This is a genomic window from Achromobacter xylosoxidans (assembly GCF_014490035.1).
Taxonomy (GTDB): Bacteria; Pseudomonadota; Gammaproteobacteria; order Burkholderiales; family Burkholderiaceae_B; genus Achromobacter; species Achromobacter bronchisepticus_A.
Map to the genome: position 1 here is coordinate 1139094 of NZ_CP061008.1, position 12933 is coordinate 1152026.

Annotated in this window: 9 protein-coding genes; 1 reads left to right on the forward strand and 8 read right to left on the reverse strand. The window is 68.2% G+C overall.

Annotation, left to right across the window (positions count from 1 at the left end; translation table 11 throughout):
- Window positions 1-4: 4 nt before the first annotated feature.
- Genes IAG39_RS05225 through IAG39_RS05235 form a run of 3 tightly spaced genes read right to left on the reverse strand, consistent with a single transcriptional unit; the run spans window position 5 to window position 4055 of the window.
- Window positions 5-940: an ABC transporter permease gene (locus IAG39_RS05225; protein ID WP_059371472.1), complete on the reverse strand. Its 936-nt coding sequence runs from the start codon at window positions 938-940 to the stop codon at window positions 5-7.
- Window positions 941-974: 34 nt separating this feature from the next.
- Entirely contained in the window at window positions 975-2558 is a 1584-nt protein-coding gene (locus IAG39_RS05230) for an ABC transporter substrate-binding protein (protein ID WP_059371473.1), read from the reverse strand.
- 57 nt (window positions 2559-2615) lie between these two features.
- Window positions 2616-4055, reverse strand: coding sequence for a M81 family metallopeptidase (locus IAG39_RS05235; protein WP_118931422.1), 1440 nt, complete (start codon window positions 4053-4055; stop codon window positions 2616-2618).
- A 450-nt stretch (window positions 4056-4505) separates the two neighbouring features.
- Here IAG39_RS05235 and IAG39_RS05240 point away from each other — a divergent pair, with 450 nt between their 5' ends.
- Complete coding sequence (locus tag IAG39_RS05240) at window positions 4506-5948, forward strand: M81 family metallopeptidase (RefSeq protein ID WP_118931421.1); 1443 nt, start codon at window positions 4506-4508, stop codon at window positions 5946-5948.
- A 25-nt stretch (window positions 5949-5973) separates the two neighbouring features.
- On the opposite strand, the gene IAG39_RS05245 is transcribed toward IAG39_RS05240, so the two are convergent.
- The 5 genes from IAG39_RS05245 to IAG39_RS05265 form a co-directional block, all read right to left on the reverse strand.
- Window positions 5974-7443, reverse strand: coding sequence for a thymidine phosphorylase family protein (locus IAG39_RS05245; RefSeq protein ID WP_118931296.1), 1470 nt, complete (start codon window positions 7441-7443; stop codon window positions 5974-5976).
- Between the two features lie 44 nt (window positions 7444-7487).
- A complete protein-coding gene (locus tag IAG39_RS05250; protein WP_118931420.1) occupies window positions 7488-8846 on the reverse strand; it encodes an MBL fold metallo-hydrolase RNA specificity domain-containing protein in 1359 nt (452 codons plus the stop codon).
- A 26-nt stretch (window positions 8847-8872) separates the two neighbouring features.
- A complete protein-coding gene (locus IAG39_RS05255; protein ID WP_118931295.1) occupies window positions 8873-11227 on the reverse strand; it encodes a xylulose 5-phosphate 3-epimerase in 2355 nt (784 codons plus the stop codon).
- Window positions 11228-11252: 25 nt separating this feature from the next.
- Window positions 11253-12134, reverse strand: a complete 882-nt coding sequence (locus tag IAG39_RS05260; RefSeq protein WP_118931294.1) for a ribose-phosphate pyrophosphokinase — start codon at window positions 12132-12134, stop codon at window positions 11253-11255.
- A gap of 156 nt (window positions 12135-12290) precedes the next feature.
- Window positions 12291-12899, reverse strand: coding sequence for a class I SAM-dependent DNA methyltransferase (locus tag IAG39_RS05265; RefSeq protein ID WP_118931293.1), 609 nt, complete (start codon window positions 12897-12899; stop codon window positions 12291-12293).
- Window positions 12900-12933: the final 34 nt, after the last annotated feature.

The window sequence follows — 12933 nt, forward strand, 5'->3', positions numbered from 1 at the left end:
CGGCTCAGTAACGGATGCGAGGATCGAACAGCCGGTAGCTGAGGTCGATCAGCAGATTGATCACCACGTAGGTGCCGGCCGATAGCAGCAGCACGCTCTGGATGACTGGATAGTCGTGGTGCTGGACCGCGTCGATGACCAGGCGGCCGATGCCGGGAATGGCGAAGACCGTCTCGGTCACGACCACGCCACCGATCAGCAGCGCGATGCCCACGCCCACGGTGGTCGCGATGGGAATGGCGGCGTTGCGCAGCGCGTGCTCCAGCACGGGCAGCACCGCCAGGCCCTTGGCGCGCGCCGTGCGGATGTAGTCCTCGTGCAGCACTTCCACCACGGTTGCGCGGGTCATGCGGGTGATCAGCGCGATGTACACCAGCGCCAGGTTGATGCAGGGCAGGGTCAGGTTGCGCAGCCAGGGGCCCACGCCCTCGGACAGGCTGACATAGCCCTGCACCGGCAGCCATTGCAGCTTGATGGCGAAGCCGTAGATCAGCAGGTAGCCGACCAGGAACACCGGCACCGAGAACGCCAGCACGGCGAACAGCATCACCAGGCGGTCGATCCAGGTGCCGGCGCGGTAGGCGGCCAGCACGCCCAGCGGCACGGCCACGATGATGGAGACCAGCATCGTGAGCGCGGCAATGGACAACGTGGGTTCCACCCGCTGCGCCAGCAGCTGCGTCACGGGCACGTGGGTGAAGATGGACGTGCCCAGGTCGCCTTGCAGCAGTTTGCCCGCCCACAGCCCGAACTGCCGCCACAGCGGCTCGTCCAGGCCCAGCGCCACGCGCAGCTTGGCGATGTCGTCGGCGGAGGCGAAATCCCCGGCGATGAGCGCCGCCGGGTCTCCCGGCGACAGGTGGATCAGCAGGAAGACGATCACCGCCACCACTGCCATGACAGGCACGATGGCCAGCACTCGCCGGAGGATGTAACCCATGGTTGTCTCGCGTATCGATTAGGCTGGCTGCGGACTACTTGTCCAGCACCCACAGGTTCGGCAGGCTCCAGATCTTCTCCGCGTTCTTCAGGCTGTTGTGCGAAGCGAATGCCCGCGAATACTGGCCCACCGAGATCGCGGGGAAGGCTTCATAGGCGCGCTCCTGGAACAGGTCGAGCACACGCTTGCGCTCGTCCGAGCTGGTGGCCGCGATCCATTGGGCGCGCAGTTCGTCCAGCTTCTTGTCGCAAGGCCAGCCGGGCAGGCTGTTGCCGCACACCGCGCCCAGGTAGGTGTTGCTGATGGGCGAGTCGACGTTGAACTCGGACGCGGCCGACAGGAAGATGTTCCAGCCGCCCTTGTCGATGGGTTCCTTGCGGGCGCGGCGGGCGGTCAGCGTGGCCCAGTCCATGGACTGGATGTCGAGGTTGACGCCGATGTCCTGCAGCGCCTGGATGGCGACCAGCGTGGCGGAGTTCAGGTAGGCCAGGTCGGTGGGCAGCAGGATCGCGACCTTCTCGCCCTTGTATCCGGCTTCGGCCAGCAGCTTCTTGGCCAACGCGGGATCGGGCTTGGCGTAGGGCGCCGCGCCGGCGGCGGTGTCGTTGGGGCCGCCGCAGATGAAGACCGTGGCGCAGTACTTCATGCGCAGGTCGTCGGGATAACCCATGGCGGCGGTGAACTTGTCCTGGTCCACCAGATGGGCCACGGCCTGGCGCGCCTTCTCGTTGTTGAACGGCGGCATGGACTGGTTCAGGATGATGTAGCCCTGGGCGCGCTCCATCACGCCGATCTTGACGTTCTTGTTGCCGCGCAAGGCGTCGATGTAGTCCGCCGGCGCCTGTTCGATCATGTCGACTTCGCCGTTGGTCAGCGCGGCCGTGGCGCTGTTGGAGTCGGGCAGCACGCGCCATTCCACGCGCGGAATTTTCGGGGTCTTGTTGCCGGCCAGGCCGTCGGCCTGGGCCTTGGGGCCGACGTAGTTCGGATTCTGCTCGAACACGATCTTGCTGCCTGGCACCCATTCGGCGCGCTTGAAGACGTAGGGGCCGGAGCCCACGACCTCGGTCAGCGGCCGGTCGGCCGGCTGCGAGGCCAGACGCTGGGGCAGGATGAAGGCGGGATAGCTGGACACTTTCGCCAGACCTTCCAGCACCAGGTCGAACGGCTGGTCCAGGGTCAGCTTGAAGGTGCTGGCGTCCACGGCTTCCCACTTGCCGCCGGCGCGCGTGATGGCCTGGCCGATGTTGTCGCGCGCGGACCAGCGCTGCAGCGACGCGATCACGTCGGCGGTGGTCAGGGCCTGGCCGTCGCTGAACTTCAGGCCGGGCAGCAGCGTGAAGGTCCAGGTCTTCTTGTCGTCGCTGGCCGAATACTTCTCGACCATCTGCGGCTGCGGCTTGCTGTGCGAATCCATCGCGAACAGCGTGTCATACACCATGTAGCCGAAGTTGCGCGTGATGTAGGCGGTGGTGAAGGTCGGATCCAGCACCTTCAGGTCGGCGTGCGGCACGATGCGCAGGGTCTTGGCCTGCTGCGCGTGCGCCGGTGCGGCGCCCAGGGTGAAGGCCAGGCCGAGGGTGGCCGTCGAGAACAGGCAAAGCAGGCGTTTTTTCATCGCGCTAGGCTCCCATCTTGTTGGTGGATGCGCCGGCGTCCACGCGCCGGCAGGTTCTTAGAGCGGCCACTTGGGCAGCCGGATATTGCGGTACGTGAGCGTTTTCCAGTCGGGCGTGGCGACGCCTTTGCCGCCGACATAGATGATGTGGCGCGCGACTTTCGAGAACGAGGCATGGAAGTGCTGGGCGGACTTGACCACCACGATCTTCTTGGAAGAAAGATCGCAGCCCAGCTGCGTGAACAGGTCCATGTTGATGGCCTGGTTGCGCAGCGAGGTCAGCACGATCTCGATGCCCTGGGTCTCGACCAGCGCGCAGTCGCCCATGGCCGCCGGCGCGCCGGACAGGCCCGTCATGATCATGTCGGCCTGGATCGCCTTGACCGTGCAGCGCAGGTCCAGCGGATCGCCGGACAGCGGGCCGACCTTGCCGCCGATGCGCAGGTCCAGCACCGCGCCAGGGCCGGCGTCGAAGGCGATGCGCGCCGACACCGGATCCCACATGGGGCCCAGCGCGGCGTTCGTCACGCCGCGTTCCAGCATGCGGCTCAGCACAAAGGTGGCGTCGCCAGGGGCGCCGCTGCCGGGGTTGTCGGGCCGGTCGGCCAGCACCACCGGACCATCGCCGAAGGCCAGGGCTTCATCCAGCGCCTGGTCCACGCTGCGGTAGGGCACCATCAATTGTTCACGCATGCCGATGAGCTCGTCGGCCAGACGGCGCGCCAGTGTTTGCGCAAGAGCGGCATCGCCGTCGGCATAGACCAGCACCTTGGTGCCCATTTCCGGCACGTCGCCGGTGGCGAAGCCTTGCGCCGCCGAGATCGACAGGATGCCGTCGCGGCCTTCCAGCGCCTTGATGCGGCTGACGAACCCCTGGGCGGGTTCGCGCGTGGTGTGCATGGGCACGATCATTTCGCAGTCGATCAACGCCGCGACGGGCCGTGTGCGGCCGGCTTGCGCGTCCAGGCACAGGGCCAGCAGGTCTTCCGCGCGTTCACGGATATCGGTGTGGGGATATTCCTTGAACAGCACCAGCACCGTGGCCTGTTCCACCATCAACGGACTCAGGTGCGCATGGGGATCCAGTTCGGCGCCCACCACCACATCGGGGCCGACGATCTCGCGCACGCGGCGCAGGATGTCGCCCTCGCAGTCGTCGTAGCCGTCGGCCACCATGGCGCCGTGCAGGCCCAGCAGCACCATGTCCACCGGCAGCGCCGCGCGCAGGTCGGCCAGGATCTGGTCGCGCAGCGTCTCGTAGGCGGCGCGGGTGGTGGTGCCGCCCGGCTGCGCGGAAGTGACCAGGCCTTCGGCCAGCGTCCACCCGGCCTCGCGGCCGCGTTGGCGCGCCACGTATAGCGGCGCGCCTGCGAAGGTCACCGTGTCCGGATGCGTGCCCGCCGGGTAGTAGTCGCGGTCCTGGAAGGAGGCGAGGCTGGTGGGCATGGGCGCGAAGGTGTTGGTTTCCGTGCCCAGGCCGGCGCTGAAGATCTTCATGGCCGGGCCTCCGGACAGGCTGCCGCATGCGCCGCGGCGCGCGCGGCGGTCCAGGTCGACGACATAGTTTTCCCCTTGTATGGATCGGATGTCCGTCATTGCCGCCACACCAAAAGGGGGGCACTGCGTTCCGTATCGCGGATGATCGGCGGCACACCAGCGCGGCACAAATAGCTAACGTGTTCCCATGGATAACCCAAGGTTATGGTGTGCGGTTTTTCGGGGAAAATCGCGGCGAAAAGCGCGCAGATCGGCTGCTTTTAAGGGAAAACGATAGGCCGGCCGAAAGCCTTTCCGCGCGCATATGAAAGGTTATGGACAGTTCATGATTTGGAATTTGTGGACCGGGCAGGCGGCGCTCAGAATTTGCAGCTGTTCCTGGCCGGCGGACATGCCGCAAGGCCTGTCGCCTTCAAACCGCTAGCGGCGCGCCGCGCCCTGGAGTCGCCCATGCGCATATTCACCGGCGCCCTCGCCACCGAAACCAATACGTTCTCGCCCGTGCCTACCGGTCTGGCGGCCTTCAAGTCGCGCGAATACCTCCCCGGCGGCACGCATCCCGACCACATGACGTTCTACGCCGGGCCGCTGTGGGCCGCGCGCCAGGGCGCAAGCGCGGGCGGCTGGACGCTGGTCGAAGGGCTGGTCGCTTCGGCCCAGCCGGGCGGCACCACCACGCGCGCGGCCTACGAAACCTTGCGCGACGAGTTGCTGGCCGACCTACGCGCGGCGCTGCCGGTGGACATGGTGCTGCTGGGCCTGCATGGCGCCATGGTGGCCGACGGCTACGACGACTGCGAGGGCGACATCCTGCGCCGCGTGCGCGAGATCGTCGGCCCCGATGTGGTGGTGGGCGCCGAACTGGACCCGCACGCGCATCTCACGCCGCTGATGGTGGAGCAGGCCACGGTGCTGGTCTTGTTCAAGGAGTATCCCCATACCGATGTGCTGGAGCGCGCCGAAGACCTGCTGGCCTTGTGCCTGGACGCGCAGGCCGGCCGCACGCGGCCGGTGGCCGCGCTGGTCGATTGCGACATGATCGTGCCCATGCACACCACCCGCGAACCGGCGCAGGGGTTCGTCAGCCGCATCAAGGCGCTGGAAGGCCGCGACGGCATCCTGTCGATCTCGGCGGCGCAAGGCTTCGCCACCGGCGACGTGCCGGAAATGGGCACCAAGGTGCTGGTCTACGCCGATGGCGATGCCGCCCGCGCACGAATGCTGGCGCGTCAATTGGCCGACGAACTCATCGCGATGCGCGAACAGTTGATGGTGCCCTACCGCAGCGTGGACCAGGCGCTGGACGAAGCCCTGGCCTTCGGCGGCGGTCCCATCGTGCTCGCGGACCGTTCGGACAATCCCGGCAGCGGCGCGGCCGGCGACTCTACCTATCTGCTGGCCAGGATGCGCGAACGGGGCATACGCAATGCCGCCATCGGCCCTCTGTGGGATCCGGTTGCCGCCCGCATCGCCTTCGACGCCGGCCCTGGCGCGGAGCTGGAGCTGCGTATCGGCGGCAAGGTCGGCCCCTTGTCTGGCAGTCCCGTGGACGCGCGCTGCCGGGTCGTGGCCACGCATGCGGACATGACCATGACGGGCAACTCCAACACCCGCATCGCCCTGGGCGATTGCGCGCTGGTCGACGTGGACGGCATCCTGGTCGCCCTGGTCTCGCTGCGCACCCAGGCCTATCACACGGACCTCTTTACCCAACTGGGCTGCGACCTGACGGCGCAGCGCCTGATCGTGGTGAAGTCCGCGCATCACTTCCACGCCAAGTACGCGCCGCTGGCCAAGGCGGTGCTGTATGTGGCCGCGCCCGGTTCCGCCAGCCCTGACTGGCGCAGCCTGCCGTACCGCAAGGCCAGGCTGCCGAAGTGGCCGATCGCGTAGCGGCTTGAGACCAGCTCCGCCCGCGTCAGGCTTCGATGGTCACGATATCCCCGGCGTGCCGCGCATACTCCAGCGCATAGGCCATTTCGCTGCGAGTCTGCGCATGGAGATAGAGCCAGGGCTGCCCGCGCGCGACTTCGTCGCCCAGCCGCGCGTGCAGCGACACGCCGGCGGCGGGCCGTTCCGGCGCGCCGGCCAGCTTGGCCAGGCGCGACAGCTTGCGGTTGTCGATATGGGTCACGCGGCCGGCTTGCAGCGAGACCAGAGGTTCGACGTGCGCGGCCTGAGGCGGTTCGCGCAGCCCGCCCTGGGCGGCGCAGATGCGGGCGAACTTCTCCCAGGCCCGGCCGCTGTCCAGGGTTTGCAGGGCCAGCGCGATGCCCTGTCCCGGCGGCGCAGCGCCGCCGATTTCCAGCACGGCGCCGGCGACCAGCGCGGCGCGTTCGCGCAGGTCCTGCGGCTGATCGGGGTCGTTGCGCAGTACCGCCAGCACGTCGCGGGCCTCCAGTGCGGGTCCGATGCCGCGGCCGACGGGCTGGCTGCCGTCGGTGTACAGGCAGCGCAGGGTCAGACCGAAATGCGCGGCCGTTTCTATCAGATGGCCGGCCAGGCGCTCGGCGGTCTCGTGGCTGCGTATCTTGGCGGTGGGGCCGACCGGAATGTCGATCACCACGTGCGTGGCGCCCGCCGCGATCTTCTTGGACAGCACCGAGGCGATCAACTGGCCTTCGGTGTCGATGTCCAGCTCTCGTTCGACGCGCACGAAGATATCGTCGGCCGGGCTCAGGTGCATGGCGCCGCCCCAGGCGATACAGCCGCCCTCGGTCTGGACGACCCGCTGCAGCTGTTCGATGCCCAGGTCCACTGGCGCCAGCATTTCCATGGTGTCGGCGGTACCCGCGGGCGAGGTGATCGCGCGCGATGAGGTCTTGGGCATGACCAGGCCGTTGGCCGCGGCGATGGCGACCACCAGCGGGGTGGTGCGGTTGCCGGGCAGGCCGCCCACGCAATGCTTGTCGACCACGATCGGCGCCTGCCAGCCCAGGCGGTCGCCGACGTCGACCATGGCCTTGGTCAGGAAGATGGTTTCATCGATGCTCAGCGGCAGCGTGGCCGTGGCGGTGAGGAAGGCCGACAGGTGCACGTCGGTGTAGCGGCCGCGCACCACGTCGCGGACGATGGCGGCAAGATCCTCTTCGCCCAGGCGGCGGCCATAGATGCGTTGGCGCACGCCGGCCAGGGATTCCAGCACCGGCGGGTGGCGGACCTGCACGCTGTCGCCGTCGCGTATTGCCAGCGCGTCCCAGGCTTCCTCGGACAGCGCCACTTCGTCGAGCGCGAGCAGGTCGCTGTCGATCTGGTAGAGCTGGGCCTGCACTTCGTGGCCGTTCGAGGTGATCAGCACCTGCGAGCGCGACGCCAGGCCTTCGGAACGGCAGACGTGGCAGTCCGCGCGCATCAGCGCTATCGGCTGATGCTGCGCGTGCAGGCGCATGCGCGTTGCGCGCAGCGCGGGCGGTTTGAGTTCCGTAACGCTGCTCACAGCTCGTACCTCTGGTCCTGCAGCGGGACGGTGACATGCCAGCTGAGTTCGCGCTGGATGCGTTCGCGCAGCGCCTCGGAGGCCTCGGGCTCGCCATGGACGACGAAGACCCGGCGCGGCGCTTCCTGAAAGCCGGACAGCCAGCGCATCAGCTCGTCGCTGTCGGCGTGCGCCGACAGCATGGGCAGCTCGGCGATCTCGGCGTTGATGGGCGTCCACTGGCCGTAGATCTTGGTCTCGGTCGCGCCGTTGAGCAGCTTGCGGCCGCGCGTGCCGGCGGCCTGGAAACCCGAGAACAGCAGGGTGTTGCGGTGGTCGCTGCCGAAGGCGGCGATGTGGTGCAGCACCCGCCCGCCGGTGGCCATGCCGCTGGCCGAGATGATGACCTTGGGATAGCGGTTGGCCGACAGCGCCTTGGATTCCTCGACGTCGCGCACGTAGGTCACGGCCGAGCAGGCGGCCTCGTACTCGCGCGGGGATAGCTTGTGATCGCCGGCATGGCGGTCCAGCAACTCGGTGGCGCTGGTCGCCATGGGGCTGTCCAGGTAGACCGGGACGTTCGGCAGCCGGCCGGCCTGGCGCAGTTTCCACAGCGCATGGATCAGGGTCTGCGCCCGCCCGACGGCGAAGGCGGGAATGACGACAGTGCCGCCGCGTTGCACCGTGCGTTCGATCACGGCGCCCAGGGCTTCGACTGGATCGGCTGGGTCGTGGCGCCGGTTGCCGTAGGTCGACTCGATGACGATATAGTCGGCCCGTGGCACGGGTTCGGGATCATGCATCACCGGATCGTTGTAGCGGCCCAGGTCGCCCGAGAACACCACGCGCATGCCGCCGATATCGATCTGCGCGGTGGTTGCGCCCAGGATGTGGCCGGCGCGGCGCAAGGTCAGCTTCGCGCCGCCGGGCAAGGCGGTTTCCTGGTGCAGCGCTACATCGGAAAAATGCGTCATTGCGCGTTCGGCGTCGACCACGCGATAAAGCGGCAGCGCGGGCTTGTGCTTGGAAAAGCCCTTGCGGTTGGCGAAGTCGGCGTCTTTTTCCTGCAGGTTGGCGCTGTCCAGCAGGATCAGTTCGGCGACGTCGCGGGTCGCGGGCGTGGCGTGGATCTTGCCTTTGAAACCTTCGGCCACCAGCCGCGGCAGGTAGCCGCAATGATCCAGATGCGCGTGCGTGAGCACTACCGCATCGATATCGGCGGGCGAGAGCGGCAGCCGCTGCCAATTGAGTTCGCGCAGGTTCTTTAGGCCCTGGAACAGGCCGCAGTCGATCAGCAGGCGCGTGTCCGCGTGGCTCAGGAGGTGCTTGGAGCCGGTGACGGTGCCGGCTCCGCCCAGGCAGGTCAGTGTGAGCATGGTTTCCTTGTGCAGCATCAGAAGGGTTAGGCGAGGTCGGCAGGATTGCCCTTGCCGTCCAGGGCTTGCAGGCGCGGCGCGTCCAGCACGTCTGCCCGGCGCCAGCCCGCCACGGCAGCGGCGGCATCGACTGCGTGCGCCCAGGTGCAGCGGTTGGCGTACAGCATGCCAGGCACGTCCAGCGTGCCGCCGCGGCTGATGTAGCCCAGCGCGCGGGTGCGGGCCGGGCCGCCGTCCAGCCGGCGCAGCACGCCCAGCATGGGTTCGGGGCGCGTATGGCACAGCAGCACGCGCGGCAGGCCGGGCGGGAAGAGGGCGTGGAGGGCGGCGTCAGGTAGCGTGAATGCCGCTTCGAGTTCGTCGCGCGGGGCGCGCAGGCGGCCCGGCTCCAGCACCACGGACACGCAGCACTCGTGGCCCAGCGCGGCCAGATGGGCGCGCGCCTTCAGGGCTTCTTCGAGCTGGTAGGCGCCGATGGCGACGAATTGCAGGGCGCAGGCTTGCGGGTCGCCGGCGACGTGGGCCGCGCCTTGCTCCACCAATGCCTGCGCCGCCTGGGCGTCGAAGCGCTGCTTGCCGTCGCGCTTGGACACGACCAGGCAGGCGACCTGCGCGCGCTGCGCATAGACCGCGCGCAGCGCCGCCGCGGCGCTGTTGCCGTCCACCGGGAAGAGCACGCGCGAGGTGTCGGACATTTCACCCAGCAAGGCTTCGCCTATGGTGGGGTCCTGGTGCGATTGCTCGTTCTTGGCGTTTTCCCAGGTATGGGAGGTGACCACCAGCGGTACGGACAGCCAGCCCGGGGTTTGTCCCAGTTCCTTCTGGCGGCGCGCGAAGATGATCTCCTGGCGCAGCAGCCCCAGCATCTTCATCGCGAAGGCCTCGTAGCTGACGATGAGGTTCAGGCCGCCCTTGTTCGCCAGCGCGGCGGCGGCCACCGCTTCCTCGTTCAGGGCGGTGATGACGGCGCCGTGCTGGTCTTCGGCCACGCCGGCCTCTGGATGGTCGACGCGGTGCTTCAGCAAGGCCAGCGCGCCGCCCATCTTGTTGCTGGCCAGTTCGTCCGGATTGCCGATGCGCACGCGCAGGCGCGGATTGGCCCGCACCAGTTCGACGAACCAGCGGTCCAGCGCCGCCATGGCGCTGCCCTGGACGCCAGCGGCTTCCCAGGCGGGCTCGGGCAGCGCAGGCGCGTCGGGATGCCGGTGCGCCATGGGGTGCCTGCTTTCCAGCGGGCGGCGCTGCGCATCGTGATTGGCCAGCGCGGCCAGCGCCGCGTCCAGTTCAGGCCCCGGGACGAACAGCCGGGCGGCGCTGGCGTTGAAAGCATCGCGGGTCGCGCTGTCGGTGTGCGGGTTGCCGCCCAGCGGCAGGTTGTGCGCGGCGTTGGTGCCGGCGCCGGGAAAGCCGAATCCCTTTTCGGTTTCGGCGATGACGTAGGGCAGCCGGGCAGGGTACTGGAAGCCTGGCGCCGCCAGGCTTGCGGCCAGCGCGTCTTCCGCCGCCAGGATGGCCCAGGCGATGGCTGCCGGATCGCGGCCGTCGACGATGAGCGGATCGAAGCCGTTGTGGCGCAGGTCCTCGGCCAGCCAATGCGCGCCGCCTTCCTGCACGATCTGCGTGCGCTGCTCGATGCGGCGGCCGTTGAGGATCATCACCGGCACGGCCTGGCCGCAATCCTCGGCGCGCCACCAGCGCGTGGCCCAGTCGGAGCCGCGCTGTTCTTCGAACGCGCCGTCGCTCAGGAATGCCACCAGGCTCTCGCCCGGCAGCGGCATATGCACGTATTGCAGGCCGGCAAAGCCCAGGTAGCCGCCTTCCGACACGGCGCCCGCCGTGTTGGGGCCGGCGTGGCTGCCCAGCGGCACGGCAGGCAATCCGCGGGCGTCGATGGCGTAGGAGTAGAAGTCCGTGATCAGGCGTCCCAGCCCGGCTTCGCTGCGGTCATAGCGGCCGCGCTGCGCGGGCGACACGTCGCCGGTCAGGGCGTTGACGGCTTCGATGGCGGCCACGCAATGGCCTTGGCCCATCAGCCAGCTGCGGGTCTTGCCGCTCAGCGCATTGGCCAGCAGGTAGGCGACGAAGGCGGGCGCCATGTTCAGCGATCCGCCGGTGTGGCCTTCGGGATTGGGTTTGAAGTCGTCGGCTGCCAACGGCCCGCCGTTCAGGTCGATGCGGCGCGCGTAGGTCATGTGGGCCACCACGTTCATGGCGGCGCAGCTGAGTCGGTCGGCCGCGGCCAGCATGCGATAGGCATCGTCCGCGCTGGCGACGCGGCCGCTGGCCGTCAGGCGCCGCACCAGCGCGTCGACGCGTTCGACGGTGTCAGCGCGGTGCTGGATGGGGCCGTGGCCGGATAGCCAATGCTGGCGGAGCGTCATTGCGGGTTCCTTTCAAATCGGGTGATCAATCGCGCAGATTGCGCAGCAGCGCGTTGGCCAGCAGGGACGCGAGTTCGATGCGGTTGCTGGGATGAGGCACGGCGTCGGTGGAAACGACGCGTTCAAAACAGGCGGATACCTGCGCCCAGGCGTCTTCGGCGAAGAGCGCATGCACCACCACGCATTGCGGCGGCCGCATGCCCGCCAGCTTGCCGGCAGCCACCACCAGGGTGCGGCCGGAAGAGGCGATGTCGTCCACCAGCACCGGCGTGTAGTCGCGCCAGGCGGAGAGATCGGGAGCTTCGATGTCGACCTGCCGGTCGCCGCGGCGGGTCTTGCGCAGCACCACGTGCGGCGCGCCGATGCGCGCGGCGATCGAGCCGGCCCATTGCTCGCTTTCCTCGTCGGGGCCGACGATCAGCGGCGCTTGCACATTGCCGGCAATCCAGCAGGCCAGCCGCGGCGCCGCATGCAGCGTGGTGGTCGGGATGGTGTACAGCGCCGACAGCGACGGATGCCGGTGCAGATGAGGATCGACCGTCAGCAGGCGGTCGAAGGTCGCGGACACCAGGCGCGCGAACGACAGCGAACTGACGCTTTCGCCGTCCTGGAAGCGTTTGTCCTGGCGCATGTAGGCCAGATACGGCGCGATCAGGTTGACCTCGGTGGCGCCCAGTTCGCGCGCAGTGTCGGCCGCGAAGATCAGGCTGAGAAAGCAGGGATCCGGCCGGGCCAGCGTGCAGACGATGTCGACGGCGCGCCCTTGCGGGTCGCCATGCAGCCGCACATAGCTTTCGCCGTCGGGAAAGCGGCGGGTTTCGACAGCGCCGAGTTCGCCTTGGCACAGGGCGGCAAGGCGCTTGGCGAATCCTTCGTTGCCGGGTAGCGGGAGGATAAGTCTTTGCATGAATGCCGGGTCCGCCTGATCGAGGTTGGGGAAACCGAAGAGGCCGGGTGGGCCCCGCGCGGCCCTGGAAGGGCCGCGGCATTCTGATTATGGCGCAGGGGCGGGGTTTTTCGACGTCGTACGCCGGTCAAACCTTGATGTAACTCAAAGGTTTTATCAGCGCCGCCGCGCCAGCCAGATGTTCGCGCCGCCGCAGGTCGTATCGCCTTCCACGTGGCGTACCACTTCAAAGCCGGCCTGCCGCAACAACTCGCGGTACTCCGCGGTGTCCAGGCTGCCGTGATAGAGCGGCTGGCCTTCGAACTGGCCAATGGCCTCCCCCAGACACGTTCCGCTGGTGTACATCAGCGCGGCACCCGGCGCGGCGAGGCGTTCGAAGGTTTTGAACATTGGCCGCTGGTCTTCGGGCCGCAGGTGAAAGAAGCTGTGCCAGGCGATCAGCCCGTGGAAGGGACGCAAGGGTGGCAGGTGGCGCATGTCCGCTTCAATCCAGCTGTGATCAGGGAACGAGGCTCTTGCCCGCGCAAGCATGGAGTCCGAGGCATCCACACCGGTCAGCCTGCAGCCGCGTTCGATCAGGTGGCGGGCGATGGGGACGCCGTTGCCGCAGCCTATGTCCAGCACTTCGGGGGCGGGGCCGGGCAGCAGGTCCAGGAACGCTTCCAGCCAGGCGCGTTCGACCAGCTGCGTGCCACGCAGTTTCTCGAAGGCGTCGGCATGTTCGCGATACAGCGCGATCACGTTGTCGGCGGGGGAGGTGGACATCGCGACGTTCCCTAGTAGAGTTGCAAATCCGATC

Bases quoted from the DNA above. Each gene is read 5' to 3' on its own strand.
- IAG39_RS05240 (WP_118931421.1), top strand. From the start codon at position 4,506: ATGCGCATATTCACCGGCGCCCTCGCCACCGAAACCAATACGTTCTCG.
- IAG39_RS05265 (WP_118931293.1), bottom strand. From the start codon at position 12,899: ATGTCCACCTCCCCCGCCGACAACGTGATCGCGCTGTATCGCGAACAT.
- IAG39_RS05260 (WP_118931294.1), bottom strand. From the start codon at position 12,134: ATGCAAAGACTTATCCTCCCGCTACCCGGCAACGAAGGATTCGCCAAG.
- IAG39_RS05245 (WP_118931296.1), bottom strand. From the start codon at position 7,443: ATGCGCCTGCACGCGCAGCATCAGCCGATAGCGCTGATGCGCGCGGAC.
- IAG39_RS05250 (WP_118931420.1), bottom strand. From the start codon at position 8,846: ATGCTCACACTGACCTGCCTGGGCGGAGCCGGCACCGTCACCGGCTCC.
- IAG39_RS05230 (WP_059371473.1), bottom strand. From the start codon at position 2,558: ATGAAAAAACGCCTGCTTTGCCTGTTCTCGACGGCCACCCTCGGCCTG.
- IAG39_RS05235 (WP_118931422.1), bottom strand. From the start codon at position 4,055: ATGAAGATCTTCAGCGCCGGCCTGGGCACGGAAACCAACACCTTCGCG.
- IAG39_RS05225 (WP_059371472.1), bottom strand. From the start codon at position 940: ATGGGTTACATCCTCCGGCGAGTGCTGGCCATCGTGCCTGTCATGGCA.
- IAG39_RS05255 (WP_118931295.1), bottom strand. From the start codon at position 11,227: ATGACGCTCCGCCAGCATTGGCTATCCGGCCACGGCCCCATCCAGCAC.